We start from the raw sequence: 26,307 nt of genomic DNA on the forward strand, positions 1-26,307 counted from the left end.
GTGTCCGCACCCACCACGACTGCCCCGGCGGCGTCGACTTCCCCGAGCGGGCGTCGTCGGGGCACCGGCCCGGCCGCGCCCCCGCGCGGCCGGCGCCGCCCACCGCTGCTGCTCCTCCTGCCGGCCGCGATCATCATGATCCCGCTGGTGGCCTACCCGATCTACCAGCTCGGACTGCTGTCGGTGCTGGACTTCGGGCAGGCCCAGGCGTCCGGGGGAGTGCCCACCAGCTTCGTCGGCCTCGGCAACTACGAGAAGATCCTGAGCGACACCCAGTTCTGGTCGGTGCTCACCCAGACGATCGGCTTCGCCGCGTTCTGCGTGATCGCCACCCTGGCCGTCGGCGCCACCCTCGCGGTGCTGCTGACCAGGGTCGGCCGGGTGGCCCGGCTGGTGCTGACCACCGCCGCGATGGCGGCCTGGGCGGCGCCGGCGATGACCGGATCGACGGTGTGGAGCTTCCTGTTCGACACCAACCTGGGTCTGGTCAACAAGACCCTGGTCGACCTCGGACTGAGCGGCTTCCACGAGTACAACTGGTTCTACGACAAGTGGTCGGCGTTCCTCATCGTCGGTGCCGTGGTGGTCTGGCACTCCTTCCCGTTCGTGATGGTGACGCTCTACGCGGGCATCCGGGCGATCCCCGAGGAGATCCTGGAGGCCGCCGCCCTGGACGGCGCCAGCACCTGGACCACCTTCCGCCGGATCACCGCCCCGATGCTCCGGCCGATCCTGACCGTCGTGGTGATCCAGTCGGTCATCTGGGACTTCAAGGTCTTCACCCAGATCTACGTGATGACCGAGGGCGGCGGCATCGCCGGGCAGAACCTCGTGCTCAACGTGTACGCGTACCAGAAGGCGTTCGCCTCCTCCCAGTACGGGCTCGGCGCGGCGATCGGCGTGATCATGCTGCTGATCCTGGTGATCCCGACGGTCCTCTACATCCGCACCCTGCGACGGACGGGGAATGAACTGTGAACGCCCGTAGCCGCTGGCGGCTCGCCGCCAACACCACCGCGATCCTGGTGGCCGTCGTCACCGCCTTCCCGATCTTCTGGATGGTGCTGTCGGCCGTCAAGCCCAAGGGCGAGGTGCAGTCGCTGGATCCCAGGCCGTGGACCGCCCACCCCACGCTGGAGAGCTTCCGGCAGGTGCTGAGCGTCGACGGGTTCGGCCGCTACTTCCTCAACAGCCTGGTCATCGCGCTCTCGGTGGTGGTGCTGTCGGCACTGGTGGTCTTCCTGGCGGCGGTGGCGGTGACCCGCTTCCGCTTCCGGTTCCGCACCACGATCATGGTGATGTTCCTGATCGCCCAGATGATCCCGGTCGAGGCGCTGACCATTCCGCTGTTCTTCATGTTCCGCGACGCCGGCCGGGTCGCCCCGGGCATCGGCCTCAACACCCTGGCCTCGCTGATCCTGGTGCAGCTGGCCTTCTCACTGCCGTTCGGCATCTGGATGATGCGCGGTTTCGTCGCCGCGGTCCCGGTCTCCATCGAGGAGGCCGCCCAGATCGACGGTGCCAGCCGGACCCGCATCCTGTGGCGGATCCTGCTGCCACTGGTGGCCCCCGGTCTGGCGGCGACCAGCGTGTTCTCCTTCATCGCGGCGTGGAACGACTTCGTCTTCGCCAAGACCTTCATCATCAGCGCCACCGAGAACCAGACGCTCCCCTCGGCGCTGCTGGTGTTCTTCAAGCCGGACGAGAACGACTGGGGCGGCATCATGGCGGCGTCCACCCTGATGACCGTGCCGGTACTGATCTTCTTCATCGCGGTGCAGCGCAAGCTGGTCTCCGGGCTGGCGGGCGCCGTGAAGGACTGACCCGCGAGGAAGGGGCCGAGGCGGGTGACAGCGGCCCGGTCACGGGAGTGGGGTCCCGGGCCGGGCACGTGCCGACGGGCGACCCGCCCGGACCGCGGGGGCGGTGGGCCCGGCCCACCGCCCCCGCGGTGCGGAGCGGGCAGGAGCTCAGATCGTCGTCCGGTCGGTCGGGTCCGGGTTCGGTCCCGGGTTCGGGTCCGGGCCCGGATCAGCCGGTTCGCCCGGAGGGACGGAGATCAGGGTGAACACCGCCCCGCCGTCGTCCCGCACCACCGCGAGCCGCCCGTACGGGGTCGGCTCGGGCCCGTCCAGCACGCTCCCGCCGAGCCGGACCGCCCGCTCCACCGTCCGGTCGGTGTCCGCCGCCCCGAAGTACACCGCCCAGAAGGCCGGTGGGCCGTCCGGGTCGATGCCCGGGTCCCCGCCGATCCCGCCGACCGGCTGCCCGCCGACCCGGAAGACCGTGTGGTCGGCCGCGGCGGCGTCGTACTCGTAGCCGAAGACCCGGCCGTAGAAGTCCCGGGCGGTGTCCGGCGCCGGGGAGAGCTGATCGTTCCAGGCGACCGTGCCGGGTTCGTTCACCAGGCCGGCCCCCGGGTTGAGCGACCCCTGCCAGAGCCCGAAGACCGCACCGAGCGGGTCCACCGCGAGCACCCCGCGCGCCTGGTCGGGCACGTCGAACGGCTCGAAGACGACCAGTCCGCCCGCCTCCTGGACCAGTCCGGCCGTCCGGTCGGCGTCGTCCACCGCGAGGTAGGTCGTCCAGGCCGGCCGTCCCTGCCCGTCGACCTCCCGGCGCGACCTGATCCCCGCCACCTGCACCCCGCGCACCGTCGCCACCAGGTACTCGTCACCGGCCGGGCCGGTCGGCACGTACTCCCAGCCGAACAGTCGGCCGTAGAACCGTCGTGCCCGCTCGACGTCCGGCGCGGCCAGTTCGGCCCAGCACGGGACTCCCTCGTGGTACCTGCCGGCCTTCGGCATGCCGTCCTCCAAGCCCTGGCGGACCCCTCGGCCAGCCTCCGCGACCCCCGGCCCCCCGGCAACCGGGACGCCCGGCCCGCTCCCGGCCGTGGCTGCTCAGGCCACCCCGCGCGGCCGGAACTGGACGCTGATCCGCGGCCCCACCGGCCGGGCGGTCTTGGCGATCGCGTGCTCCCACGTCCGCTGGCACGACCCGCCCATGACCAGCAGGTCCCCGTGCCCGACAGGGTGCCGGACGACGGGCCCGCCGCCCCCGCGCGGGCGCAGCAGCAACGTCCGGGGCTCGCCCACCGAGACGATCGCGACCATGGTGTCCTCGCGGTCCCCGCGCCCGATCCGGTCACCGTGCCAGGCCACGCTGTCGCGCCCGTCCCGGTAGTAGCAGAGCCCCAGGGTCCGGAACGGCTCGCCCAGTTCCTCCGCGTAGTGTGCGCTCAGCGCCGCCCGGGCCGCGCCCAGCAGCGGGTGCGGCGGCGCGTCGCGCTCCCCGTAGGACGCGAGCAGCCGTGGCACCTCCACCACCCGCTCGTACATCTCCCGCCGCTCGGCCCGCCACGGCACCTCGGCCGCCAGCTGTTCGAACAGCCCGGTCGCCCCGCGCACCCACCCGGGCAGCAGGTCCACCCAGGCGCCGGCGCCCAGGACCTCCCGCCGTACCCCCGTGAGAGGCCCCAGCGCGGCCCCGCCCCCGTCGGCGTCGTCGAACAGCGAGGGCTGGAGGTGCAGGGTGCTCGGCATGGATCCAGCCTACGCCGTTATCGAACGTATGCTCGAACAATTGTTTCGGGTGCGGGCTCCCGCTGCGGGGGCCTCCGCTCGCCGCCTGCTTCACGGGGGCGGCGATCCGCGCTTCGATTTCACCCGTCACCGAGGTGAGCGCGAAGGCGTTCGCTCACATGGCGCCGTCGTCGAGCTCCGCCTGGTCGCGGCCAGTGGGTGAGCGGGGTGCCGGGGAAATCGCCGCGCGGGTGGTGGAGAAGAGCCTCTTCGGAGGGCTCGACGCGCTCGCCGACTGTTCGATGTCTGACATGCGGCGGCCGAATAGCGGTGATATGACTCGTTTGTCCGCCGCCCACCTCCGGGCGGCGCGGTTCACCGCGTGGCCACCGACGGTCGGTCGGCCGGCGGGAGGAGGACACCGTGGACGACTACCCGTTGCTCAACCTGTTCTGGACGATGCTGGAGCTCTTCCTCTTCATCCTCTGGTTCTTCCTGCTGTTCAAGATCATCTCGGATATCTTCCGCAGTCATGACATGGGCGGTTGGGGCAAGGCCGGCTGGCTGATCTTCGTGATCCTGCTGCCCTTCCTCGGCGTCTTCGTCTACCTGATCGCGCGCGGCAGATCGATGGGCGAGCGCGACCTGGAGCAGGCGAAGCAGGCCGACGCCGCCTTCAAGGCGTACGTCAAGGAGGCGGCCGCCGGTGAGGGCGGCGGTACCGGTACCGCTGGCGGGGCGGGCAGCCATGTCGACGAACTGGCCAAGCTCGCCGGCCTCAGGAGCAGCGGGGCGATCTCCGAGGAGGAGTTCCGGAAGGCGAAGGAGATCCTGCTCTCCTGACGCCGGGCCGCACCGGCGGGTCGTGGGCATCGCGCCGCGGCCCGCCGGTGCCGTCCGTCGACGGGCGGTGTGCCGAGTGCCGTGTGCCGTGTGCCGTGCGTGCCGCGGGTGCGGACGCGCCGCCGCCCCGGTCCCGGGCGGGCGGTGTCCGGGGCCGGGGTCCGGGGCCGGTTCAGACCTTGGCCCGCCGACGGGCGAGGAAGTACCCGATGACCAGCCCGACGGCCAGCGTCACGGTGAGGACCGCCCACAGCGGCAGGGTGACGGTGGCGATCCAGAGGGTGATGGAGACCGATCCGGTATTGGCTGCGATGAACCAGATGGCCAGCACCGCGAGGACGGCGACCGCGATCGTACGCATCCGCACCTCGCGGCCCTTGACCGTGACGGTCGGCGGAGCGTGCGGCGGAGGAGTGTTCTGCGCCATGTCCCCAGTATGGTGCGACCCGCCGACCGGGGCCCGTTCGGAGCAATCCGGCCGCCGGCTCTCCGCCCGCCGACCGCCCGGCCCGGCCTCCCCGTGTCGCGCCGGGCGCCCGGTGCTGCCCCGGCTCGACCGGTCGTCGTCGCTCGTTGTCACGGGCGCGGTCGAGTGGTGCCGGGGTTCCGCCGGGTCCGTCTCCCGTTGCCGCCCACTCGATTTCTGACCAGGCGTGATGTCCTGCTAATGTTCTTCCCGTCGAGAGGAAATGATCTCTCGGTCAGGCGTCAGAGGTGCTACTGGAGCACGTCCTACTTTCAGTAGGAAGAGTCCGTTCGACCCGGGCCTGGCGCTCCATTCCAAGGCGGCCGCTCCCCATCGGGGGCGGCCGCCTTGTTCGTTCCCTCGGACTGCCGGACTGCCGGACTGCCGGACTGCCCCGGGAGTCGGCGCCGGCCGGACGGGGTGCCCTCTCCCCGGCTGCCGCCGCTTCGTCGCCCAGGGTGGCGGCTGCGTCCGGCCGAACGAGTCGATCTCATGGGCCCGCACGCGGTCGGCCACGTGATCATCCTGATCGCCCGCTGCCCCGGCTCGGTGGCCGGACGGCACCTCGGTGGGGCGAGCGTGGCGTGATACGGCCCTACCGCACATCCCGTCCGAAACCCTCCGTCGTGGCCGACAACCGGCCAAGGTCGCGCCCCTGGTCGCCTCCCGGGCTGGTCGGCAGCCGGTCGCCCGGCCAGCGGCTTCGCCGTGAGCGATAATCTGACGATGCGTCACAGGATGGCTGAAAGTGGCCTGCTGCGGTGTGAATATGCCATTGGAATGTTCGTCATATGGAATCCGGCAGTAGCCTTCCGTGTCGAAGCCGCCACTGGTCGTGGTGGACCGGCCGGTGCCGACCGAGCGCTCCCGGCCGTACCGAACCCTCCGAAGGAGCCCGAGTGCCGGGTATCGACGAATGCCTCTCCGGGGCGATGGCGATCGCCGGTGCCCGGGCTGCCAGTCTGATCGACTGGAGCAGCGGGCTCGCCCTCGGCAGCATCGGGATCAGCCCCAGCGGGGACCACGACACCTCGGCCGCCGAAGCAACCGACCTGGTACGGGCGGCTGTTGAGAGCCAGACCTTCACCGGGGCGGAGGACCGGCAAGCGCCGTTGCAGGACATCATCGTCACTGCGGGCCGCAGTTACCACCTGTTGTGCTTCATTGACACCGTCTTCGACAGCCGGCTCGTCCTGCATCTCTGGCTCGACCGGACCGAGGGCAACCTGGCTGCGGCGCGCTACCGCCTCCAGGGCCTCGCCGAGGAACTGGTGCTCGGATGACGAACACGATCGTGAATCCGGCCACCCCTTCGGCCTCGGTCGGTCCTGCGAACTGCGCGGATGTCCGTCCGGCCCCCGCCGTCGTGTTTCGGCCGTCCGGGCGCAAGCCTGTCGCCCACCGGCGGTCGGCATGAGCGGCCTCGTCCTGCCCCCGGTGGGCGTCCTCACCCCGGGGCGGCTCGGGCGGAACCCGGGTGAGGCGGTCACCAGGCTCGCCGAGGGCCGGTTGACCGGCGTTCTGCGCGGGCCCGCGGGGGCTCTCTACTTCGCCGACGGACTGGTGGTGCACGCCGAGTCCGACCACAGCCCCGATCTGGCCGCCCTGCTGACCGGGTGCGGCCGGATCACCCCCGAGGCGTGGCGGGACACCGTCCGGAGCTTCGGTCCCCAGTGCCGGGTCGGTGAGGCACTGGTGGAACAACGCAGCCTCAACCGGGGCGAGTTGGAGATCTGCCATCTCGGCGCGCTGTACGACGCCGCGTTCTTCGTCCTGGACTGCGCCGGCGCCGCGTCATGGAACGCCGCCGCCTGGGCCTCCGGTGCGGCGGAGGCGGCCGGATCGGTCGGGGCGGCCGCACCGACCCGGCCGGGCGGGCTCGCCGGACCGTCGAGGGCGGGGTGCTGGTCCTTCGAATCCGGCGTGCGGCACTGGCTCGGGCCGGTCTCGGCGGTGAGCGCCTTCCGGCTCTGCCGGGAGGTCGACCGCCGCCGTCGGTTGCTCGAACGGATCTGGCCGTGGCCCCAAGTCGACACCGCGCCGGTCCGCCCGGTGGCCTGCGAAGCGGTCGGGGCCGGTCGTGCTGTCGGCGCTGCCGGGGCTGTCGCCGCTCGGGAGTCCGACGGGTTCCGTGCGGCGCACGAAGCTCACGAGGGGCGCGTTGTCGGTGAGGTTCACAACGCCCACGAGGCGCGTGCGGCACGGGAGTTCGGGGAGCGACGACCAGCTGTCGAGGGTGGCCGGGCCGATCGGGAGGTGTGGGCGGCGGCGCCCACCCGGGTGGTCCGCCGCCGGCCGAGCCGGCACCAGCGTGAGTTGCTCGACCACGTGGACGGCCGAAGAACCCCGGCGGAGCTGGCCCGGCTGCTCGGGCGCTCGGCCTTCGCGACCACGGCGGACATCCGCCGGCTCGCCGCCGCCGGGCTGCTCGCCACCCCCGGAGGTGCTGTCCCTGGCGCCGGTGCCCCTGGAAGACCCGCCCCGGGAGGCGGTGCCCCGGGACGCGCCGCGCCTCGGCACGCCGCCCAGGCACCGGTGGCGCCCGGTATCGCTGCGCACGTCTCCGCCGGGCACGCGCCGGCCGGAGCCGGGGCGCTCGGGGGCCTGCCGGCCGCCGCGACCGTGCCGGCCGGGCGGTCCGCCGCCGGTCACCCGCCGGTCGGCCGTACCGGTGGGCTGCACCGCCGCGTCCCCGGGGCCGCGCTGGCCGGGCTCGTCCCGGCGGGGGCCACCCGCTCCGCCGCCTTTCCACCGACCCCGGCAGCGACCCACCCGCTGACCGTTCCAGACCCGGACATCGCGCTGCTGACCCGGGTCCGAGACCTTCTGGAGGCCCGACTTTGAACCTCTCTCCGCCCGCGACTCCGTCCTCACGGCCATGAGGCGGGCGCTCAAGCAGCGTGTCGGAAGGAGACAACTGATCGCCTTGGAGACCGAGCTGCTGGCCGAACTCCGCGCCCTCAAGCATCGGGTACCGCATCTCGCGGGCGGGCTGGTGGCCAGCGTGGACGGCCTGCTGGTCGCCCACGACACCCACGGGACCGAACCCTCGGGCCTGGCGGCGATGACGGCGGCCTCCCTCGGCCTGGCGCAGCGGCTCGCCGACACGACCGGGCAGGGCGACTTCCGGGAGTCGCTGGTCCGCGGCGAGCACGGCTACGTCGCCACCTACGCGGCCGGCGGAAGCTGTGTGCTGACCCTTCTGGCGCACCCGGACGTGAACGTGGGCCGGCTGCACCTGGAGGCCAGGCGCTCCGCCGGGCGCATCGCCGAGCTCCTCGCCGACTCCCTCGCGCCCAAGGACGTGCGGGAGTCCAAGGAGGTGGGCTGACCGCCCGCCGCCCGAAGCACCACCCGCCGACCGGCGACCTGTCGACGGCAGACCGGTCGATGGACAGATCTGTCGACGGGCAGACCTGTCGACGTGTCGACTTCCGACCTTCCCCACCTATCGACGTCCCACCGATCCCCAACCCACGAACGAACCGGAGAAACCGACATGACGGACGCAGCAGGCGCGCTCAAGCAGACCATGACCGTGATCGAAGGCGCCCTCGGTGCCGCACTGGTGGACTACAACAGCGGCATGGCACTCGCCACCCTCGACGGCCCCGGCGGGCTGGACCTCAACGTGGCCGCCGCCGGCAACACCGACGTGGTCCGGGCCAAGATGCGCACGATGGACATGCTGGGCCTGCAGGACGGCATCGAGGACATCCTCATCACCCTCAGCAGCCAGTACCACCTGATCCGGCCGCTCACCGGCCGCAGCGGCAAGGGCCTCTTCCTCTACCTCGCGCTGGACAAGAGCCGGGCCAACCTGGCGATGGCCCGCCACCAGCTGACGAAGATCGAGGCCGACATGGAGGTCTGACCCGCTCCGGGGCCCGGAACGGCCCGGAGCCCTCGGCGGGGTCCGGCCGACCCGTCCGTGGCACGGACCCTGCGTCGCGCGGCGCAGGGTCCGGCCCGGCCGCCGGTCCGGCCACCGGTCGCGGGCGCGGCCCGGCTCAGCGGCCCGGGCCGCCCGTCCAGGTCACCTCGCCACCCGCCAGCCCGGAGCAGACGACCCCCTCGGGGGTGAGCACCGTCCAGGGCGCGACCACGGCGTGCGGCGGCACGGACAGGACGGTGTCGCCGTCGAAGACCAGCTCCAGTCCACCGGCCGGGGTCACCCGGGCGGTGCCCACCGTCCGGCCGACCAGGGCGAGCAGCCGGACGGTCGGGCGGACGGCCGGCGCGGGGTAGAAGCGCTCCACCCCGGACGGCACGGCGAAGCGGAACTCGTGTGTCACCCGGACGGTCACCGGCCCGTCCAGGTCGATGTCGAGTCGCCCGCCGCCGCGGACCGACTCCACCCGACGGCCGGCCAGGACGTCCGCGATCCCGTTCTCCATGCCTCCAGTGTGGACCGGGGCCACCGGTCGGGCCGCCCGGTCAGCGCGCCGGTCGGCCCTCGACCAGCTCGGCCGGTCCGCCGGAGCCGCCGCGGGCGGCGAGCGCGGCGGCCGTCCGCGACCAGGACGGGGCGGACAGCAGCGAGCGTGCCTCGGCCGGGTCGCAGAGCCGCCATTCGACCAGTTCGTCCTCGGGCAGCGTGATCGAGGCGAGGCGCTCGTCCGACGCGGTCCCGCCGTCGAACAGGTAGACGAGTACGGCGGTGTCCCGGTCGTGAGCCGGGTCCGCGCCCCGGCCGGGCAGCCAGTCGAGGGCCAGCAGCCGGCCCGGCTCGTACTCCCAGCCGAGCTCCTCGCGGATCTCCCGCCGGGCCGCCGCCCGGGGCAGCTCCCGGTCGGCCTCGATCCCGCCGCCGGGCAGCGTCCAGTACGGCTCCTCGCCGCCGCCCGGCCACGGCCGCAGGCGTACCAGCAGGACCCGCCCGGCCGTGTCGGTGAAGACGGCCCGGGCCTTCGCCCGGATCCGCGGCCGGCTGGCGATGTAGCCGGCCCGGTCCATCGGGGGAGCCGGCGGCTCGGCAGCCGTCCCGGTGGTGTCCCCGGTGAGCGCCAGACCCGCCAACCGGGTGTACTCCGGCGGTGGTTCGACCGTCAGATGCTCCAGGGTGTGCCCGGCCGGTTGGCTGTCCTCCAGCTCCAGCGGACCGGCCGAGCGCGGCGCCCGCAGGCAGGCGGTGACCCGCCGGGAGAGGCGGGGCGGCAGCGCGTGGGCGGCCTGTTCGGCGGTCAGCCAGGTCCACCCGCCGACCTCGGCGGTGTCCGGAGCGAACGCGGCCGACTGCTCGGGGGTGAGCGGTTCGGCCCAGTAGAGGTGTGCGGCGATCGGCGGGCGGGAATCGTCGAGCGTCCAGTCGATGCAGGCCAGTGGGCCGAGCACGGGCGTGAACCCGAGCTCCTCGCGGACCTCCCGGACGGCCGTCGCGCGGGGCGACACGTCCTCCGGATCCCAGCCCCCGCCGGGGACGGCCACCGGGTGCTTCCGGTCGTACGGCAGCCGCACCACGAGCACCCGGCCGTCGGCGGTCGGGAAGAGCACCCCGGCGGCTGCCATCAACTCACGTCCGAAGTCACCGCTCTGTCGGTCCGTCACCGCTCCGACTCCCTCCCTCGATACGGGCAGGTCGATCCGCCCGCTGCCCACCACGACACCTCACCCGCTCCGAACGGTTCCCCGCCGGTCACCGCAACGAACGGGCGGTACCGGCGTACCGGCGGTAGCGGTCCGTCCGGCGGTGAGGCGCGATCACTTCGGCGGGCCGCCGTGCGGTCCGGCCGGCGCGAGCGCGTCGACCGGTCCGCGTGGGTCCGCGTCGACCGGCGCGAGCGCGCCGAGCGCGGCCGCCGCCGCCCGGGCCATCCGCTCGTCGTGGCGGCCGGTGGCGCCGCGCAGGCGTGCCCAGCCTTCGACGGCGGCCAGCGCGAGCAGGCCGGGGAGCAGGTCCGTGCTGCGTTCGGCGACCCAGCTGGTGCCGCGGGTGGCCATCCACCAGAGGTCGGCGACGGCGCCCGGGGGCGGGTCGACGGGACCGCCGGTGGGGGCCGGACCGAGCGGCCGGCCGGCGGCCGCGAGCAACTCGTGGAAGCCCCGGGCGATCAGCCGGTGCCCTTCGGCGCTGGGGTGGAGCCGGTCCACGCTCAGCAAGCCGCGCCGCGCCGTCCAGGGCAGGCCGGCGACGTGCAGGTGGAGGGCGTGGTGGCGCGCGGAGAGGGCGTGCACCACGGTGTTCACCGCGTCCATCCGGCGGGCCAGTGGCCGGGCCAGCGGCCGCGGCAGTCGCAGCAGCGTGCCCGGGTCGGGCAGGCAGGCGGTGAGCACCAGGGCGCCGCCGCAGGAGAGTTCGCGGAGCGTGGTGTCCAGCTCCCGGGCGGTGCGGCCGATGTCGAACTCCGACCGCAGGGTGTCGTTGCCCCCGACTACCACGGCGGCCAGCCGGGGGCGCAGCACCAGCGCGGCGGGCAGCTGCTCGGTCGTCAGGTCGGTGGTGAGAGCCCCGCTCCGCGCGAGGTTGGTGAACTCGACGCCGACCCCCGGCGGAGCCAGTGAGCCGGAGAGCAGCGCCGCCCAGCCCCGCCAGCCGCCGGTGACCGGGTCACCGACGCCCTCCGTGAGGGAGTCGCCGAGAGCCACGAACCGCACCGGCTCGACGGCGCTCCCGGCGCCGGCGTTCCGCTCTCCTCGCACGCCGCCCGGGGCCGCCGCCGTCAGGGGCGGGGGCTCCGGGGCCACCGCCTCCGGCCGCGCCGTGCCCGGGAGCGTCTCGCCGCCCTCGCCCCCCACCACAGCCGTGCTCATCGTGCTTCCTCCGTCCCGGTGGCCGGGGAGACCACCCGGTCCTGCACCCGCTCCTGGGCCCGCTCCTGGTCCTGCCCCCGGTCCGGCGTCCCGAGCGGCGCCGGCACCACGGCCGCCGCACGGTGCGCGGCGAGGAAGGCCGCCACGGCGGCGGGCCAGCCGTACTGTTCGGCCCGGGCGCGGGCGGCGGAGCGGCGCTCCTCCTCGGGGCGTGCGAGCAGCTCACGCGCCGCCCCCGCGAATCCCGCGCCGGTGTCGTCGGCCGCGACACCGGCCGGGCCCACCAGGGCGGGCAGCGCCGAGGACCGGCTGACCGCGACCGGGGTGCCGCACGCCAGCGCCTCCAGCGCGGCCAGCCCGAAGGTCTCGACCGGTCCGGGGGCGAGCACCACGTCGGCGCAGCCGAGCAGCCGGGCCAGTGCGCCCCGCCCGGCCACGTGCCCGAGGAAGTGCACCGGCAGCCGGAGCCGCCCGGCCCGGGTGGCCAGCCGCGACCGGAGCGGTCCGGTGCCGGCCACCACCAGGACGGCCGGCAGCCCGGCCGAGGACAGCTCGGCGAGGGCGTCGACGGCGCGCTCGGGGTGCTTCTCCGCCGAGAGGCGGGAGCAGAGCACCAGCAGCGCCTGCCCCGGGTCCGCGTAGCGCGCCCGCTCGTCCGCCCGCTCGGCGGCCGTGAGGGGGCGCATGGCGGTCAGGTCCACCCCCAGCGGTGCCTGAGCGAGGTTTCGTACGCCCAGGCGGCGGAACTCGGCGGAAGCCCAGTCGGTGGTGCAGACCACGGTGTCGTAGGACCGGGCGGTGCGGCGGTTGAGCCGGTCGGCGGCCGCGGTGGCGAGCGGGCCGGGCAGGCCCCAGGTGCGGAGCAACCCGGCGGTGCTCTCGTGCGACACCATGACCGAGCGCAGGCCGTGGCGCCGGGCCCAGCCGCCGGTCCAGCGCAGCGTCGTGCGGTCGGAGACCTCCAGTCGGTCCGGCGCCAGACGGGTCAGCTCGTGGGCGAGCGCCCGCCGGTCGGTGAGCAGCCGGTAGCCGCCGCTGCCGGGCAGCACCGGTCCGGGCAGGGTGACCACCAGCCCCTGCCCGGTCTCCTCCTCCGTTCGCCGCTCGCCGGGGACGACCAGCACCGGTGTGTGGCCGGCGGACCGGTAGCCCTCGCCGAGGTGGCGCAGGGCCGTGCGCAGTCCGCCCGAGACCGGGGTGACGAAGTTCGCCACCCGGACGATCCGGAGCGAGGCTCTGTGGTCGGTCATGCCGGGAGCTCCTCCGCCACCGGGGTGCCCTCGGCGGGGCGCGCCTGGTCGGCCGTCGGGGCCGCGCCCTCGCGGCCCGGTCCGGTCGCACCCGTGACCTCGGCCACCGCGGTGCCGCGGTGCTCGGCCAGCACCTCCGCGTAGTGCCGCAGCAGGAGGTCCCCGACCGCCTCCCAGGTGCGGGCCGTCACGTCCGCCCGCCCGGCCCGCCCGTAGGCGGCCCGCAGCTCGGCGTCGCCGGCCAGCGTGGTGACCGCTCTGGCCACCGCCGCGCCGTCCCTCGGCGGCACCAGCAGGCCGGTCCGGCGGTGGCCGACCAGGTCCAGCGGCCCCCCGGCGGCCGGGCCGATCACCGGGACCCCGCTGGCCATCGCCTCCTGGATGGTCTGGCAGAAGGTCTCCAGCGGGCCGGTGTGCACGAACACGTCCAGGGTGGCGAAACAGCGCGCCAGCTCCTCCCCGGTCCGCCGGCCGAGGAAGACCGCGCCGGGCATCGCGGCCTTCAGCCCCGGCGCGGACGGCCCGTCGCCGATCACCACCACCCGCACCCCGGGCAGCGCCGAGGCGCTCGCCAGCAGGTCGACCCGCTTCTCGGGCGCGAGCCGCCCGACGTACCCGACCAGCACCTCCCCGCCGGGCGCGAGGGCCCGGTGCAGCGTCTCGTCACGGTGGCGCGGGTGGAAGCGGACCGAGTCCACCCCGCGCGGCCAGAGCCGCACCCGCGGCACGCCGTGCGCGGTGAGGTCCTGTGCCGCCGGGGTGGAGGGCGCGAGGGTGCGGGCGGCGGCCCGGTGGACGGTCCGGATCCGGTGCCAGGCCGCGGCCTCGCCCAGCCCGCGGCCCGCGCGGTAGGCGTGCGCGTACCCGGCGAGGTCCGTCTGGTAGACGGCGACGGCGGGGACACCCAGCCGGGCGGCGGCCTGCATCCCGCGCGCGCCGAGCACGAACGGACTGGCCAGGTGGACGATGTCGGGCCGGTGCCCGGCGATCGCGGCCGTCAGCCGCCGGCCGGGCAGCGCGATCCGGACCTGCGGGTAGCCCGGCAGCGGGACGGACGGGACGCGGACCACGGGCAGCTCGGCCGCCCCCGTCCCGCCTCCGAAGACGTGCGGCGGGCACTCGGCCCCCCGCGCGGGTGCCGGGGTGATGACGAGCGGCTGGTGGCCCCGGCGGACCAGATGCTCGGCCGTCCGCAGCACGCTGTGGGCGACTCCGTTGACCTCGGGCGGAAAGGATTCGGTGACGATGACGACGCGCATGCCAACGTTCTGTCCGCATCCGGCGTGCAGGCGGCCAAAGGGATCTGTCGAACAAACGAACGCGGGTCGGCGATTGTGCCACCGACCCGCGTTTCCGCCCTCACCCGCCCGAAGCGCGGTGCGTCCGCCCTACCGGGCCGGACCGGCCGCCGTCTCCTTGAGCTCCGCGTAGGGCGCGAGCTTCCGGATCGACTCGATGCTCCTGATGCAGTCGTCCCGGCTCTCGTGCGGATCGCCCGTCACCACGACGGTGCCGTTGCTCGCCTTGAGCCGGAACCGGTGCATGCCGGTCTCGTCGGTGTACAGCTCGAACTTCCCTGCCATTGGGTCTTCACCTTTCGGTCCGGTAGCCCCCTCGCACCGCAACGTAGGCCCAAGTTCCCACCACCGCATGCCAGATGGGCCAGATGGGTCACCCCCTACCGCGATCGGGCCGAGAGCCTCCGGTCGTCGCTACTCGCGGGTCAGGATGCCGGTGGCCCGCGACGGGCCCCAGTCGAACAGGAGCGTGCCGTCGCTGCGCGGCTCCAGCACGAAGTCGCCGTTCACGCACGTCGTCCGGGTGTTGCGGGTGACCCTCTCGTGGCCGGTCAGCCGTTTCGGGAGGCGCTCGGTGAGCAGCCAGACCGTGGTGCAGCCGAGCGGGGAGTACTCGGCGTCCGCGAACTCCTCGCCGATCCGCGCGTCGCGGATCCGTACGAGGAGGACGTACTTCTCGCGGCCCTGGGTGATGCTCCCGCGCCAGGTCCCGGCCCAGGACGCCGCCGTGGCGGTGGCCGCCGGGCCCGGAGCCGTCGACGCGTACGTGCTCGCCGGTGCCGGTGCGGCGGCGGCCGGCCCGCCGGAGGAGGCCGGGTGGGGGGAGTCGTTCCCCGAAAGCTGCCACCAGGTCAGGACGGCGGCGAGGCCGGCGAGCAGCGTCCCGAGGCCGCCGAGGACGGTGGACCAGTGGCCCGGCCAGGCTCGAACGGCTTGCTGCCGTGACCGCCCGGGCGGAGCGCCGGGTCCGCCGCCCGGAGTGTTCCCCGGCCCGCCACCGCCACCCGGCCCGGTCCCCGGCCCCGGGCCGGTACCCCCGGCCGTTGCCATCCCGACCACCCCCGGCGGCAGCGTTCCCGTTGCCGGAGGCTTGAACCGCGTGTCGCTCCCCGGTCGACGGCCGCCCGCTCGGTCGTCGCCCGCCCCGAGCGACTCCACCTCGCGGTTCGCGGTCGGCAACTCCTCCGGAGGCCGGACCTCAGGCGCGCAGTTCCGGTGCCCTGTCGACGGCTCCGCCCGGGGGAGTGCTCGCCGGCTCGGCCGTCGGTGCGGCGAGCGCCGCCAACCGCCGTTCGCAGGAGCGGCGTTGCACGACGGAGAGTCCCGCGACGGCGGCGCCGAGGGTGAGCCAGCCCGCCGGGCCGGCGGCCATCACCGCGCCGGTCAGCAGCAGCGGGCCGGCCGACTTCTGGACGGACTGGGCCATGCCGGCCACGCCCAGGTAGGAGGCCCGGGCCCGTTCGGGTGCCAGCGAGACGGCCAGCTCCCAGGAGCTCACCGACCGCATCAGCTCGGCGGCGGTGACCAGCATCGCCGCGACCAGCAGGGCGGCCGCCGCCGACCAGGCCCCGCCGCCGGTGCCGAGTGCCACGACCGCGCAGCCCGCCGACATCGCCACGCCGTACAGGGTGACCGCCGCCGCCGCGCGGTGCGGGCCCTCGGCGCGCGCCGAGACCCGGAGTTGGAGCACCACCACCAGGACGGTGTTGATCGCGAGGAAGGCGGGCACGAGGGCGTGCGGCGCCGAGGTGTGGTTCACCAGCCAGAGCGGAAGTCCGACGTTGAGCACCGAGTCGTCCAGGCTCATCGGGATGTCCAGGAGGACGAAGCGCAGGTACCCGCGGTCCCGCCACGGGCTGGGCGCCGGCTCCTGTGCCGGGGCGCCCGGCGTATCGGCCCGCGCCGCGACCCGGCCGCCGCCGCGCGGTTCCCGGGTGCGCCACACCAGGGCGGCGGTCACCGCGAAGGACAGCGCGTTGCCGAGGACCAGTGCCCGGTAGGCGTCGGTGGTGCCCACCGCCAGGCCGACCGCCGCGATGCCCGCGCCCAGCGCGTACCCGGCGTTGGCCGCGCTGCGGGTGAGCGCCTGGTAGGTGGAGCGCCGCTCGCCCGTCGACCGGGTGGCGAAGAGCATCTCCAGCGTCTTGGCCGCCCGCTCGCCCAGGGAGGTCACCGCCATCACGGCGAGCAGCGCGGTGAAGCCGTCGCAGACCAGCAGCAGGCCCATCGTGACGATCCGCACCAGGTGGCACCCGATCAGCAGCCCCCGGACGGGGAACCGTTCGGCCAGTTGCCCGGCCAGCGGGGAGCCGGCGATGCCCGCCACGGCGGCCACGCCCAGCAGCAGGCCGACCTGCTGCGCGTCCAGCCGGGTGACGAAGGTGAAGTACAGCACCGAGGCCGCGGCCCACACCCCCGTGCCGGTCCGGTCCAGGAACTGGGCGAGCAGCATGATCCGCCCGTCCCGTCCGCCCGGTGGCCGCCGCAGCTGCGCCAGTAGTCCGCCCCCGTGCTGTGCCATGACCCCTGCCCCTCGCCGTTCCGGTGTTCGGGGAGCAGCCTGCCGGACATGAATCTCGACGTCAAGATACTTGATGTCAACAGACCTCATGAGGGGACTTGCGGGGAGCGCCACCCGCCGCCCGGCCGACCTGTCGGACCTCGAAGCTAGGCTGGGAAGCCCGCTGTCCGCACCGCTCCGGAAGGCCCCGGCCGATGTACGCCCTGCACGCGCTCTGGCGAGCCGACGGCCGCCTCGCCCTCTGGGCGGAGGATGCCGCGGTGTACCGGGAGGGGCGCGCGGCGGCCGACCGGAGTACGGCGGACGGCGCCCGGGCCGGCGCCCATCCGTTCGCCTGCGCGGCCGCCGACGTCGCGCGTCTGCTAGGCGCGATCGGGCCGGGCCTCGACTGGCTCGCCGGCCAGGGGGCGGAGCGCTGGACCGGCCTGCTGCTGCCCGCCCTCGGCGGCCGACCGGTGCCCTCGCCCGATCTGCCGGTCGGAGCCGCACCGCGCGGGGTCACGCTCAGCCCCTGGCGGGTGCCGACGCTGCTGTTCGACGCCGCCGAGGCGGCCCAGCTGCTGGGTGCCCTGCACGACCCGCACTGGCCGGGCGCGACCGTCGAGCTCCCGGGCGGTGAAACCGTCGAGGTCGCCTACGGCGCCTCGCTGCGCTGGCTGTCCGCCGTCCACGACCTCGCCTGGCGGCTGGTCGGGCGAGGGCGGCTGCTGCCCGCGCTGGAGCAGGAGCGGCCGGGGGAGTGGTACGCGCGCTGGCGGCCCGCGCCGGACGCCGCGGCCCGCCGGGAGCTCGCGGCCCTGGCCGCCGGCTGCCCCCCGGTCTGCCGTGCCGAGCACGCGCCCGGACCGCCCACGCCCGCACCGCCCGCGCCCGGAGCGCCCACGTCCGGACAGCACACGCCCGGACCACCGACAACGGAGCCGGCGCCGGCCGGGCGCGGCGCCGTCGACCTGTCGACAGAACTGCTGGACACCCTGGTCGACCGCGAGGCCCGGGCCGCGCTCGCGGACCTCGAACCGCCCGCCGAGCCGTGGCTCGCCGCGCTCCACTCCGCCGACGGCCGGCTTCCCGAGCGCCCGCCCGCCGACCTGCCCGAGCGGCTCGCCGGCTGGTACGCCGCCCGGTCCCCGGACAGCCCGGTCCGGCTGAACCTGCGCCTCGGCGAACCGCTCGGCCCGGACCCGGACGACCCCGACGGCGGCGCCGTCGCCGACTCCTGGCGGCTCGACCTGCTGGTCCAGGCCGCCGACCGGCCGTCCCTGGTGGTCCCCGCCGCCGCGCTGTGGGCCGAGGACGAGGCGTACGCGGCCCTGGCCCGCACCGTCCCGGATCCGGCCGAGGCCTACCTGGCCGAGCTCGACCGGGCCGCCCGGATCCACCCGCCGCTGCGCACCGCCCTGCTGGACCCCCGCCCCACCGGTGTCGACCTGGACCGCGACGGCGCGCTGGACTTCCTGCGCACGGCGGCGCCGGCCCTCACCCGGGCCGGCTTCGGGGTGCTGCTCCCGGCCTGGTGGCAGCGGCGCCCCCGGATCGGGCTGGTCCTCACCGCGGCTCCGGCAGCCACCCCCGGCGCGGTCAAGCGCACCGCGCAGATCGACCGGGATGCCGTACTGGCCTTCCAGTGGCAGCTCTCGCTCGGTGAAGTTGCTCTCACCGAGCAGGAGTTGGCCGAGCTTGCGGCCGCCCAGCAGGGCCTGGTCCGGCTGCGCGGCCGCTGGATCGAGGTCGACCAGGCTCAACTCGCCGCCGCGGTGAGGTTCCTGGCCGACCACGGCAGCGGCACGATGGAGTCGGTCGAGCTGCTCCGACTGGCCGTGGACGACCGGGCCAGTGTGGACGGCTTCCCCGTCACGGCCGTCCACGCGACCGGGCCGATCGGCGACCTGCTGGCCGGTCGGCCCGGCGACGCCGACCGGGCACCGGAGCTGCCCGAGGCCTTCACCGGCACTCTCCGCCCCTACCAGCGAAGGGGGTTGGCCTGGCTGGACGCCCTCGGGCGGCTCGGCCTGGGCGCGGTGCTCGCCGACGACATGGGGTTGGGCAAGACCGTCCAGACCCTCGCCCTGCTCGCGCTGGAGCAGGAGCGCGGCGCGGCCGGGCCCACCCTGCTGGTCTGCCCGATGTCGCTGGTCGGCAACTGGCAGCGGGAGGCCGCCCGGTTCGCCCCCGGCCTGCGCCTGCACGTCCACCACGGCGCCGACCGCTCGGCGCCGGATCCGTCCGCCGACCTGGTGATCACCACGTACGGGCTGGTCCAGCGCGACGTCGGCGACCTGCGGCGGATCCGCTGGCGGCGGATCGTCGCCGACGAGGCCCAGCAGGTGAAGAACCCGGCGGCCCGGCAGTCCAGGGCGCTGCGATCACTGCGCTCCGGCCCCCGGATCGCCCTCACCGGCACGCCCGTCGAGAACCGGCTGGCCGATCTGCACGCCGTCCTGGACTTCGCCAACCCCGGCCTGTTCGGCAGTGCGGAGTCGTTCAGGGAGCGTTTCTCGATCCCGGTCGAGCAGTCCGGAAACGCCGAGGTCGCGGCCCGGCTGCGGCGGTTGAGCGGTCCGTTCCTGCTCCGCCGGAGCAAGAGCGACCCGCTGATCGCCCAGGACCTCCCGGCCAAGCAGGAGTTCACCGTCCACTGCGGGCTCACCGCCGAACAGGCCGGTCTCTACCGGGCGGTGGTCGCCGATCTGCTGCGGCGCCTCCAGGGCATCCGGGGCGTGGAGCGCAAGGGGGCGGTGCTGGCGGCGATCGGCCGGCTCAAGCAGGTGTGCAACCACCCGGCCCAACTCCTCCACGACGGAACGGAGGTGGCCGGGCGCTCGGGCAAGGTCGAGCGGCTGGTCGAGGTGCTGGAGGAGGCGCTGGCCGAGGGGGACCGCGCGCTGGTCTTCACCCAGTACGCCGAGTTCGGCGCGATGCTCCAGCCGTACCTGAGCCGCCGCCTGGGCGGCGAGGTGCCGTACCTGCACGGCGGGGTGCCCCGGGGGCGGCGGGACGACCTGGTCGAGCGGTTCCGGGCCCCGGACGGCCCGCGGGTCTTCCTGCTCTCGCTCAAGGCCGGCGGCACCGGTCTGAACCTCTCCGCCGCCAACCAGGTGATCCACCTGGACCGTTGGTGGAACCCGGCGGTCGAGGACCAGGCCACCGACCGGGCGCACCGGATCGGCCAGCGCCGCGACGTGCAGGTCCGGCGGCTGGTCTGCGTCGGTACCGTCGAGGAGCGGATCGCCGACCTGATCTCCGCGAAGCGCGCGCTGGCCGACGCCGTGGTCGGCGGCGGCGAGCAGTGGCTGGCCGAGCTGTCCACCGAGCGGCTGCGCGAGCTGCTGACCCTGTCCGCCGACGCGATCGGGGAGTGACCCGCCGCCATGCCAGTACCGGATGACCGCCCGTTGACGGATTCGCTCGACACCTTCTGGCAGGGCAGGGTCCCGCCCCCGATCGAGCCCGCCGACGCAGGCCCCGAAGCGGCCCCGGCCGTCGACGGGTTGGTCGCCTCCGGGATCACCGTGCGCGGCCGCCCGCTGGAGGCGCTGCTCGCCCCCGCGTACCGGCGGTTCACCGACACCGGCTGACCGGTCGGGCCGCGTTCCGGAACGACCGGCAAGGAGGTCCCGTTCCGGCCCGCCGGACGAGCGGCCCCTCCCGGTCCCCCCGCCCGGAGCGACGCCTCCCGGTCCCAACCGCGCGGAGCGGCCCCCCGGGCCCAACCGCCCCGCCGGTGCCCGCGGTTCACGCCGCGGGCACCGGCCGGGCAGGCGGCAGGCCGGGCTACCGAGCCGTCAGCGGGTAGTGGTCGGAGAGGTCGTTGTAGGTGTAGCTCGTACCCCAACTGCTCACCGCCCACGGCGAGCTGTGGAAGCGGACCACCGTGTTGGTGTAGCGCGCCGGCCGGGCGTGGTCGGCCCGGTAGAGGACGTAGTCCAGGTCCTCCTTGGGCTCACCGGGGTAGCGGTAGGCGGCGATCGAGTTGTCGACCGTGTCGAAGGAGTTGGCCCAGCCGTCGCGGGTGTCGGCGGGCGCCACGTTCGCGTTGGTCAGCAGCGACGGGTACTCGCTGCCGTGCGAGTCGATGTTGAGGTCGCCCGCGATCAGCACCGGCTCGGCGGCCGGGATGTTCTTGCCGTCGATGAACGCCTTCATGGCCTTGAGCTGCGCCGCCCGGACCGCCGCGGGCTGCCCGGCCGAGCAGCCGGTGTCGGTGGACTGCAGGTGCGTGCCGATGACGTGCGTGCGCCGGCCGTTGACGTCCAGCACCGCGTAGACGAAGCCCTTGTTCGACCACCAGTCGCTGCCGCAGGCGTCCTTGAAGACGTACTGCTCCTTGCGCAGGATCGGCCACTTGCTGAGCAGCGTCACCCCGCCGTCCTCCGGGGTGGTGGAGGTGTAGCTGCCGCTGGTGGCGTCCCAGCCGGAGGTCGAGCGGCCGACCACGGGGGTGTGGTACGGGTACGCGGCGGAGGCCTGTGCGGTGAGCAGGTCGGAGGCGCTGTTGTCGAAGGCCTCCTGGAGCACGACCACGTCGTGGCCCTGGAAGACGTCGGCGGCCGCGATCGCCTTGGCCCGGTAGTCCTGGCCCCAGTTGGGGTACAGGTTCCTGCTCATCAGGAAGACGTTGTACGTCAGCACGTCGAGCGGCGCGACCGACGGGGTGGCGGCGCTCGCGGTCGGCGCGGTCACCGCCTGGGCGGCGGCGCAGGGGGCGAGCAGGGCGGCGGCGACGGCACCGGCGGCGGCGAGTCGCGAGGCGCGCCGGAGGGTGGTGGGAGTTGGCATGCGCGCAGTCAACGCGCTCCCGGCCACGTCCGGCAAGACGTTCGACAAGCAGTTTGTGAACTCATCGGTAACTCAAAGATGTCTGCTCAACTGGCTTTCCGGATCGTGGACTTGCCTGGACAACTTGTTCGGCCACCACATGTGCCGGTCCAGGTCCATGGTCAGCGCGGTGACCAGCACCGAGCGCACCACTAGGGTGTCCAGCAGCACTCCGAGTGCCACCGCGAAGCCGATCTCGGCGAACCCCACCACCGGCAGCGTCCCGAGCACCGCGAAGGTGCTGGCCAGGATCAGCCCGGCGGAGGTGATCACCCCACCGGTCGCGGCCAGCCCGGCCACCGCCCCCTGTCGGGTGCCGAGTTGGGCGGACTCCTCCCGCACCCGGGTCATCAGGAAGATGTTGTAGTCGATGCCGAGCGCGACCAGGAAGACGAAGACGAACAGCGGGAACGCGTTGTCCTGGCCCTCGAAGTGGAAGACGTGCTCGAAGAAGAACGCGCTGATCCCGAGCGCCGCCGCGTAGGACAGCACCACGGTCGCGATCAGCACCAGCGGTGCGGTGACGGCCCGCAGCAGCACCGCCAGGATCACCAGCACCACGCCGAGCACCAGCGGGATGATCGTCCGGTTGTCGTTGGCGGCGGCCCGTCCGGCGTCCAGGATCACCGCCGTGCTGCCGCCCACCTTGGCGTCGGCGTTCGGCACCGCGTGGACGGCGGCCCGCACCCGGTCCACGGTGTCCTTGGCGGCCTGGCTGTCCGGCGGGTCGGCGAGCGTGGCCTGGAACAGTGCCTGCCCCTCGTGGGTGGTCGGGGTCGACGTCCCGGCGATCCCGGGGGTCTCCTGCGCCACCGCGCGGACGGTACCGGCCTCGCCCGCCGCGCTGATCACGGTCAGCGGAGCGCCGGTGCCGCCGGGGAAGTGCTGCTCCAGCACCTGCTGGCCGACCACCGAGTCCGGCGTCCCGGTGAACGAGCCGGCCGTGCTCAGACCGGTGGCGTTCAGCGAGACCAGCCCGATGCAGCAGGCCCCGAGGGCCAGCGCGGTGCCGATCCACACCTTGCGCGGACGGCGGTTGATCCAGCCGCCGACATGGGCCCACCGGCCGGTCCTGGTCGGCTCCGGCGTCCCGTACGCGGGCTTGACCGGCCAGAACACCCAGCGGCCGACGACCACCAGCAGCGCCGGCAGCAGCGTCAGCATCGCGGCCAGGGCGACCAGCACGCCGATCGCGCAGACCGGGCCGAGGCCCCTGGTGGAGTTCATCTCGGCGACCAGCAGACAGAGCATCGAGGCGACCACGGTGGCCGAGGAGGCCAGGATCGCCGGCCCGGCCCGGTGCAGCGCGAACGCCATCGCCTCGTGCCGGTCCTCGTGCCGGCGCAGCTCCTCCCGGTAGCGGGCGGTGAGCAGCAGCGCGTAGTCCGTGCCGGCGCCCAGTACCAGCACGACGAGGATGCCGGCGCTCTGCGCGTTGACGGTCAGTCCGGAGTGCTCGGCGAGGAGGTAGATCACGGCCTGGGAGACGACGAGCGCGCCCGCCGCGGAGATCAGCGGCAGCGCCCAGAGCACCGGGCTGCGGTAGGTGAGCAGCAGCAGGATGATCACCACGCTGATGGTGGCGGCCAGCAGGGTGCCGTCGATGCCCGCGAACGCCTCGGCCTGGTCGGCGCCGACCCCGGCCGGGCCGGTGACGTGGGTGGCCATGCCCATGCTGTTGTCGGCGGCGGTCGCGCGCATGCTGTCCACCGCCGGACGCAGGTCCTGCCAGCCGCCGGTGCCGATGTCGACCGGCACGATCGTCTGCATCGCCTGGCCGTCGGCGGAGACCACCGGTCCGACCACCGGCCCCAGGACGTGCGGGGCGCTCGCGAAGGCCGTCGCGTCGCGGGCGGCCTCGACCCGGTCGGCGGGGGTGATCCCGCCGTCCCGCTGGTAGACCACCACGGCCTGCGCGGTGTCGACCGGTTGGAAGGCCCGCTGTTCGTTCAGGACCTGGGTGGACTCCGCGTTGCCCGGCAGCCAGCTGGACGCCTGGTTGTCCTCGGCGTCGGTGAGTTTGCCGGCCAGCGGCCCGGCCACCACCAGCAGCACCAGCCACAGCGCCAGGACCACCCACTTGCTGCGGCGGCCGCACGGCAGGGTGGCCAGCTTCCGGGTCGGGCTCATCGGAAACTCCCAGGGGCCTCGGGCGTCAGTCGTCCCAGCCTCCCACCGCTCCCGCGACCCGGCAGCCCGGGCTGAACCGGTCGGGGGGCGGTCCGTACCGAACCGGGCGGGGGCGGCCCGCCGGGCGTGGTCCGCGAGCCGCCCGCGGCGCCGGAGCCCGGCGGCTACGCCGGTACGGCGGCCCGCGCGCGCAGCTCCTTCAGGACCGCGATGTCCCTCGCGTGCCCGGTGCCGTCACCGCCGTGCTTGCGGTCCGGGGTCTCCACCAGAAGTGGGACACCGGCTGTCGCGGGGTGCTCGAAGAGCTCGCGGAACGGCTCCGCCCCGATCAGCCCGGCCCCGATGTTGGCGTGCCGGTCCTTGCGCGCGCCGACGGCGTCCTCCGAGTCGTTGGCGTGGATCAGGCGCAGGCGGCCCGGCCCGGCGGCCGCGACCAGGGCGTCCAGCGCCGCGCCGGTGCCGCCCGGCGCCGCCAGGTCGTGACCGGCCGCGAAGGCGTGGCAGGTGTCCAGGCAGACCCCGACCCTCGGGTGGCCGTCCAGCGCGTCCAGGTACGCCGCCAGGTCCTCCATCCGGGAGCAGAGCGAGCTGCCCTGACCGGCCGTCGGTTCCAGCAGCAGCCAGGGCGCGTCCTCGCCGAGCGCGTCCAGCTCGTCCAGCAGCGGCCGGACGTCCGCGCGGACCTGGGCCATCGCCTCGGCCCGCCGGGAGCCGCCGCCCGGGGCCGTCCCGACCGCCGAACCGGTGTGCAGCACCACGCCCGCGGCGCCGATCGCGTGGCCGCGCAGCAGGGAGTGCCGTAGCGAGTCGGCCGAGCGTTCGCGGGTTGCCGCGTTGTCCGAGCCGAAGTTGATCAGGTACGGCGCGTGCACGTACGCCGGGATGCCCTGCTCGGCACAGGCGGTGCGGAACTCCGCGTCCTGGGCGGGGTTGCCCGGGGGAGTGGCCCAGCCGCGCGGGTTCGCCACGAACACCTGCACCGTCTCGGCCCCGACCCGGCGCGCGTACGCGAGGCCCGTCCCGGCCAGTCCGCGGGCGGCCACCGGCACGTGGGCGCCGATCGGATTGCGGGCGGAGGCGGCGGGTACGGCCGCGGCGGGCGGCGCGGCGACGGCGGTGTTCATGACCCCGAGCATGCCACGCGGGCCGGCGGCCCCGGCGCCCGGACGGGTGCGGTCCGGACGGGCTCGCCCCGGCGACCGGCCACGGCAGGGCGCACCGCCGCCCCGCCCCACCGCCGCCCCGCCCCACCGCCGCCCCGCCCCACCGCCGCCCCGCCCCACCGCCGCCCCGCCCCACCGCCGCCCCACCCCGAGTCTCCCCGCCCACGGCCCCGATCCGTCGTCCCCCCGCCCCGCCCCGACCCACCCCCGCCGCCCCGCGCCACGCCGACGGGCCCGCCCACCCGGCCGACGCCCCGTCAGTCCCGCAGCCCAGCCCTGGTGGCGGGCCCCCTCGCGCGCCCATAGCGTCGATTCGGCCGACACCCACCGGTCGTCATCCCCCGCACACTCCGTGTCACCGCGCCGGCGTCCCCGCGAGCGCGCGAGAAAGCAGGTCACCACTCATGCCCACGCGACGGGTCCACCACCTCGCCGCGGCCACCGCCGCCGCCACGACCGCACTCACCACCGCCCTGACCGCGCTCGGCGCCGCACCTCCGGCGCACGCCGCCGGGACGGTGCACCTCGTCCAGCCGGGCGAATCGATTCAGCAGGCCGTCGACGAGGCCGGCCCCGGCGACACCGTCCAGCTGCTCCCCGGCACCTACCGGGGCAGCGTCCGGATCACCACCCCGGGCCTCACCCTGCGCGGCGCCGGCCCGGACAGCGTGGTCGCCCCCGGTGACGCCGCCGACGGCAACGCCTGCGCCACCGCCGGCCACGGCCTCTGCGTGGTCGGGGCCGACGCCGGCCCGCTCACCGACGTGACGATCGAGGCCCTCGCCGTCACCGGCTTCCGCAAGAACGGCATCAACGCCTCCGGCACCGACCGCATGACCGTCCGCGCCGCCTACGTCCACGACAACGGCCAGCAGGGCATCAGCCAGGAGAAGTCCACCCGTGCCGTGATCACCGGCAACGAGTCGACCCGCAACGGCCAGTCCGGCGTCTTCCTCGCCAACGCGGTGGACAGCGAGGGCGGGGCCCTCACCACCGACGGCACCGTGGTCAGCGGCAACCTGCTCACCGACAACCGGATCGGCGTCACCGTCCGCCGGCTGCGCGACCTCAGCGTCGAGGCGAACGAGATCCACGGCAACTGCGGCGGCGTCTTCATCGTCGGCGACGAAGGGGTCCCCCGGGCCGGGGCGCTGAGCGTCAGCCACAACAGGGTCGTGGCCAACAACAGCTACTGCCCGCCCAACCCCCGCCTCGACGCCATCCAGGGCACCGGCATCCTGCTCACCGGCGCCGAGGACACCACGGTGGCCGACAACGAGGTCACCGACAACGTGGGCGCCTCGCCGATGTCCGGCGGCATCGTGCTCTTCCGCAGCGTGGTCGGCGTGGCCAACGCCCGGAACACCGTCACCGGCAACCACGTGGTCGGCAACGGTCCGGCCGACCTCGCCGACCGCGACACCGGTACCTCCAACTCCTTCGCGCGCAACCAGTGCGCGGTCTCCGAGCCGGCCGGCCACTGCTGAGCCGCAGGCCCCCACCCGCGGCCGCGGGGCACCCCGGCCACCCGGCGAAGCCCAGGCTCC

General features: G+C 74.7%; 24 protein-coding genes. 10 read left to right on the forward strand and 14 right to left on the reverse strand.

Annotation, left to right across the window (positions count from 1 at the left end):
• Both OG618_RS31315 and OG618_RS31320 read left to right on the forward strand, forming a co-directional pair.
• Complete coding sequence (locus OG618_RS31315) at nt 1–978, forward strand: carbohydrate ABC transporter permease (protein WP_329490942.1); 978 nt, start codon at nt 1–3, stop codon at nt 976–978.
• On the forward strand, nt 975–1,823 hold the full coding sequence (locus OG618_RS31320; protein WP_329490943.1) for a carbohydrate ABC transporter permease: 849 nt from the start codon (nt 975–977) through the stop codon (nt 1,821–1,823). Before OG618_RS31315 ends, OG618_RS31320 begins: the two co-directional genes overlap by 4 nt.
• Nucleotides 1,824–1,970: 147 nt before the next feature.
• Here the strand turns inward: OG618_RS31320 and OG618_RS31325 are convergent, their stop codons facing one another.
• Both OG618_RS31325 and OG618_RS31330 read right to left on the reverse strand, forming a co-directional pair.
• Entirely contained in the window at nt 1,971–2,807 is an 837-nt protein-coding gene (locus tag OG618_RS31325) for a VOC family protein (RefSeq protein WP_329490944.1), read from the reverse strand.
• 96 nt (nt 2,808–2,903) lie between these two features.
• Nucleotides 2,904–3,545, reverse strand: a complete 642-nt coding sequence (locus OG618_RS31330) for an alpha-ketoglutarate-dependent dioxygenase AlkB (protein ID WP_329490945.1) — start codon at nt 3,543–3,545, stop codon at nt 2,904–2,906.
• Nucleotides 3,546–3,947: 402 nt separating this feature from the next.
• Here OG618_RS31330 and OG618_RS31335 point away from each other — a divergent pair, with 402 nt between their 5' ends.
• Nucleotides 3,948–4,367, forward strand: coding sequence for an SHOCT domain-containing protein (locus OG618_RS31335; RefSeq protein WP_329490946.1), 420 nt, complete (start codon nt 3,948–3,950; stop codon nt 4,365–4,367).
• Between the two features lie 172 nt (nt 4,368–4,539).
• Here the strand turns inward: OG618_RS31335 and OG618_RS31340 are convergent, their stop codons facing one another.
• Nucleotides 4,540–4,794, reverse strand: a complete 255-nt coding sequence (locus OG618_RS31340) for a LapA family protein (RefSeq protein ID WP_329490947.1) — start codon at nt 4,792–4,794, stop codon at nt 4,540–4,542.
• A gap of 938 nt (nt 4,795–5,732) precedes the next feature.
• On the opposite strand from OG618_RS31340, the gene OG618_RS31345 reads away from it, so the two are divergent.
• The 4 genes from OG618_RS31345 to OG618_RS31360 all read left to right on the forward strand — a co-directional run bounded on the left by OG618_RS31345 (nt 5,733) and on the right by OG618_RS31360 (nt 8,707).
• Entirely contained in the window at nt 5,733–6,116 is a 384-nt protein-coding gene (locus tag OG618_RS31345) for a hypothetical protein (RefSeq protein WP_329490948.1), read from the forward strand.
• 130 nt (nt 6,117–6,246) lie between these two features.
• Nucleotides 6,247–7,677: a hypothetical protein gene (locus OG618_RS31350; RefSeq protein WP_329492415.1), complete on the forward strand. Its 1,431-nt coding sequence runs from the start codon at nt 6,247–6,249 to the stop codon at nt 7,675–7,677.
• A gap of 82 nt (nt 7,678–7,759) precedes the next feature.
• A complete protein-coding gene (locus OG618_RS31355; RefSeq protein ID WP_329490950.1) occupies nt 7,760–8,164 on the forward strand; it encodes a roadblock/LC7 domain-containing protein in 405 nt (134 codons plus the stop codon).
• A gap of 168 nt (nt 8,165–8,332) precedes the next feature.
• Nucleotides 8,333–8,707 (forward strand): hypothetical protein, encoded by a 375-nt coding sequence (locus OG618_RS31360; protein ID WP_329490951.1) that lies wholly within the window; start codon nt 8,333–8,335, stop codon nt 8,705–8,707.
• A gap of 136 nt (nt 8,708–8,843) precedes the next feature.
• Here OG618_RS31360 and OG618_RS31365 read toward each other — a convergent pair whose 3' ends face one another.
• The 8 genes from OG618_RS31365 to OG618_RS31400 form a co-directional block, all read right to left on the reverse strand.
• Nucleotides 8,844–9,230, reverse strand: coding sequence for a DUF6188 family protein (locus OG618_RS31365; protein ID WP_329490952.1), 387 nt, complete (start codon nt 9,228–9,230; stop codon nt 8,844–8,846).
• 40 nt (nt 9,231–9,270) lie between these two features.
• Nucleotides 9,271–10,380 carry an NUDIX hydrolase gene (locus tag OG618_RS31370; RefSeq protein WP_329490953.1) on the reverse strand — a complete coding sequence of 370 codons (1,110 nt, stop codon included), beginning with the start codon at nt 10,378–10,380 and terminating at the stop codon, nt 9,271–9,273.
• A 153-nt stretch (nt 10,381–10,533) separates the two neighbouring features.
• Nucleotides 10,534–11,583, reverse strand: a complete 1,050-nt coding sequence (locus OG618_RS31375; RefSeq protein WP_329490954.1) for an SGNH/GDSL hydrolase family protein — start codon at nt 11,581–11,583, stop codon at nt 10,534–10,536.
• Nucleotides 11,580–12,833: a glycosyltransferase gene (locus tag OG618_RS31380; RefSeq protein ID WP_329490955.1), complete on the reverse strand. Its 1,254-nt coding sequence runs from the start codon at nt 12,831–12,833 to the stop codon at nt 11,580–11,582. Before OG618_RS31380 ends, OG618_RS31375 begins: the two co-directional genes overlap by 4 nt.
• Nucleotides 12,830–14,092, reverse strand: coding sequence for a glycosyltransferase family 4 protein (locus OG618_RS31385; RefSeq protein WP_329490957.1), 1,263 nt, complete (start codon nt 14,090–14,092; stop codon nt 12,830–12,832). The genes OG618_RS31380 and OG618_RS31385 overlap by 4 nt, the downstream gene beginning before the upstream one ends.
• A 129-nt stretch (nt 14,093–14,221) precedes the next feature.
• On the reverse strand, nt 14,222–14,416 hold the full coding sequence (locus OG618_RS31390; RefSeq protein WP_329490958.1) for a YegP family protein: 195 nt from the start codon (nt 14,414–14,416) through the stop codon (nt 14,222–14,224).
• A gap of 129 nt (nt 14,417–14,545) precedes the next feature.
• Entirely contained in the window at nt 14,546–15,181 is a 636-nt protein-coding gene (locus OG618_RS31395; protein WP_329490959.1) for a hypothetical protein, read from the reverse strand.
• A 148-nt stretch (nt 15,182–15,329) separates the two neighbouring features.
• Entirely contained in the window at nt 15,330–16,652 is a 1,323-nt protein-coding gene (locus tag OG618_RS31400) for an MFS transporter (protein WP_329490960.1), read from the reverse strand.
• A gap of 194 nt (nt 16,653–16,846) precedes the next feature.
• On the opposite strand from OG618_RS31400, the gene OG618_RS31405 reads away from it, so the two are divergent.
• Nucleotides 16,847–20,011 carry a DEAD/DEAH box helicase gene (locus OG618_RS31405; protein WP_329490961.1) on the forward strand — a complete coding sequence of 1,055 codons (3,165 nt, stop codon included), beginning with the start codon at nt 16,847–16,849 and terminating at the stop codon, nt 20,009–20,011.
• 9 nt (nt 20,012–20,020) lie between these two features.
• A complete protein-coding gene (locus OG618_RS31410) occupies nt 20,021–20,227 on the forward strand; it encodes a hypothetical protein (protein ID WP_329490962.1) in 207 nt (68 codons plus the stop codon).
• 196 nt (nt 20,228–20,423) lie between these two features.
• Here the strand turns inward: OG618_RS31410 and sph are convergent, their stop codons facing one another.
• From sph to OG618_RS31425, 3 genes are all read right to left on the reverse strand, one after another.
• Nucleotides 20,424–21,428 (reverse strand): sphingomyelin phosphodiesterase, encoded by a 1,005-nt coding sequence (sph, locus tag OG618_RS31415; RefSeq protein ID WP_329490963.1) that lies wholly within the window; start codon nt 21,426–21,428, stop codon nt 20,424–20,426.
• 72 nt (nt 21,429–21,500) lie between these two features.
• A complete protein-coding gene (locus OG618_RS31420) occupies nt 21,501–23,597 on the reverse strand; it encodes an MMPL family transporter (protein WP_329490964.1) in 2,097 nt (698 codons plus the stop codon).
• Between the two features lie 164 nt (nt 23,598–23,761).
• Nucleotides 23,762–24,721: a deoxyribonuclease IV gene (locus OG618_RS31425; RefSeq protein WP_329490965.1), complete on the reverse strand. Its 960-nt coding sequence runs from the start codon at nt 24,719–24,721 to the stop codon at nt 23,762–23,764.
• A gap of 443 nt (nt 24,722–25,164) precedes the next feature.
• Between OG618_RS31425 and OG618_RS31430 the strand changes: the two genes are divergently transcribed.
• Nucleotides 25,165–26,247, forward strand: coding sequence for a right-handed parallel beta-helix repeat-containing protein (locus tag OG618_RS31430; protein ID WP_329490966.1), 1,083 nt, complete (start codon nt 25,165–25,167; stop codon nt 26,245–26,247).
• The last annotated feature ends 60 nt before the right edge of the window (nt 26,248–26,307 follow it).

This window comes from Kitasatospora sp. NBC_01246 (genome assembly GCF_036226505.1).
Classification (GTDB): domain Bacteria; phylum Actinomycetota; class Actinomycetes; order Streptomycetales; family Streptomycetaceae; genus Kitasatospora.

Bases quoted from the DNA above. Each gene is read 5' to 3' on its own strand.
- OG618_RS31325 (WP_329490944.1), bottom strand. From the start codon at position 2,807: ATGCCGAAGGCCGGCAGGTACCACGAGGGAGTCCCGTGCTGGGCCGAA.
- OG618_RS31330 (WP_329490945.1), bottom strand. From the start codon at position 3,545: ATGCCGAGCACCCTGCACCTCCAGCCCTCGCTGTTCGACGACGCCGAC.
- OG618_RS31340 (WP_329490947.1), bottom strand. From the start codon at position 4,794: ATGGCGCAGAACACTCCTCCGCCGCACGCTCCGCCGACCGTCACGGTC.
- OG618_RS31350 (WP_329492415.1), top strand. From the start codon at position 6,247: ATGAGCGGCCTCGTCCTGCCCCCGGTGGGCGTCCTCACCCCGGGGCGG.
- OG618_RS31360 (WP_329490951.1), top strand. From the start codon at position 8,333: ATGACGGACGCAGCAGGCGCGCTCAAGCAGACCATGACCGTGATCGAA.
- OG618_RS31365 (WP_329490952.1), bottom strand. From the start codon at position 9,230: ATGGAGAACGGGATCGCGGACGTCCTGGCCGGCCGTCGGGTGGAGTCG.
- OG618_RS31375 (WP_329490954.1), bottom strand. From the start codon at position 11,583: ATGAGCACGGCTGTGGTGGGGGGCGAGGGCGGCGAGACGCTCCCGGGC.
- OG618_RS31380 (WP_329490955.1), bottom strand. From the start codon at position 12,833: ATGACCGACCACAGAGCCTCGCTCCGGATCGTCCGGGTGGCGAACTTC.
- OG618_RS31385 (WP_329490957.1), bottom strand. From the start codon at position 14,092: ATGCGCGTCGTCATCGTCACCGAATCCTTTCCGCCCGAGGTCAACGGA.
- OG618_RS31390 (WP_329490958.1), bottom strand. From the start codon at position 14,416: ATGGCAGGGAAGTTCGAGCTGTACACCGACGAGACCGGCATGCACCGG.
- OG618_RS31395 (WP_329490959.1), bottom strand. From the start codon at position 15,181: ATGGCAACGGCCGGGGGTACCGGCCCGGGGCCGGGGACCGGGCCGGGT.
- OG618_RS31400 (WP_329490960.1), bottom strand. From the start codon at position 16,652: ATGGCACAGCACGGGGGCGGACTACTGGCGCAGCTGCGGCGGCCACCG.
- OG618_RS31405 (WP_329490961.1), top strand. From the start codon at position 16,847: ATGTACGCCCTGCACGCGCTCTGGCGAGCCGACGGCCGCCTCGCCCTC.
- OG618_RS31410 (WP_329490962.1), top strand. From the start codon at position 20,021: ATGCCAGTACCGGATGACCGCCCGTTGACGGATTCGCTCGACACCTTC.
- sph (WP_329490963.1), bottom strand. From the start codon at position 21,428: ATGCCAACTCCCACCACCCTCCGGCGCGCCTCGCGACTCGCCGCCGCC.
- OG618_RS31420 (WP_329490964.1), bottom strand. From the start codon at position 23,597: ATGAGCCCGACCCGGAAGCTGGCCACCCTGCCGTGCGGCCGCCGCAGC.
- OG618_RS31425 (WP_329490965.1), bottom strand. From the start codon at position 24,721: ATGAACACCGCCGTCGCCGCGCCGCCCGCCGCGGCCGTACCCGCCGCC.
- OG618_RS31430 (WP_329490966.1), top strand. From the start codon at position 25,165: ATGCCCACGCGACGGGTCCACCACCTCGCCGCGGCCACCGCCGCCGCC.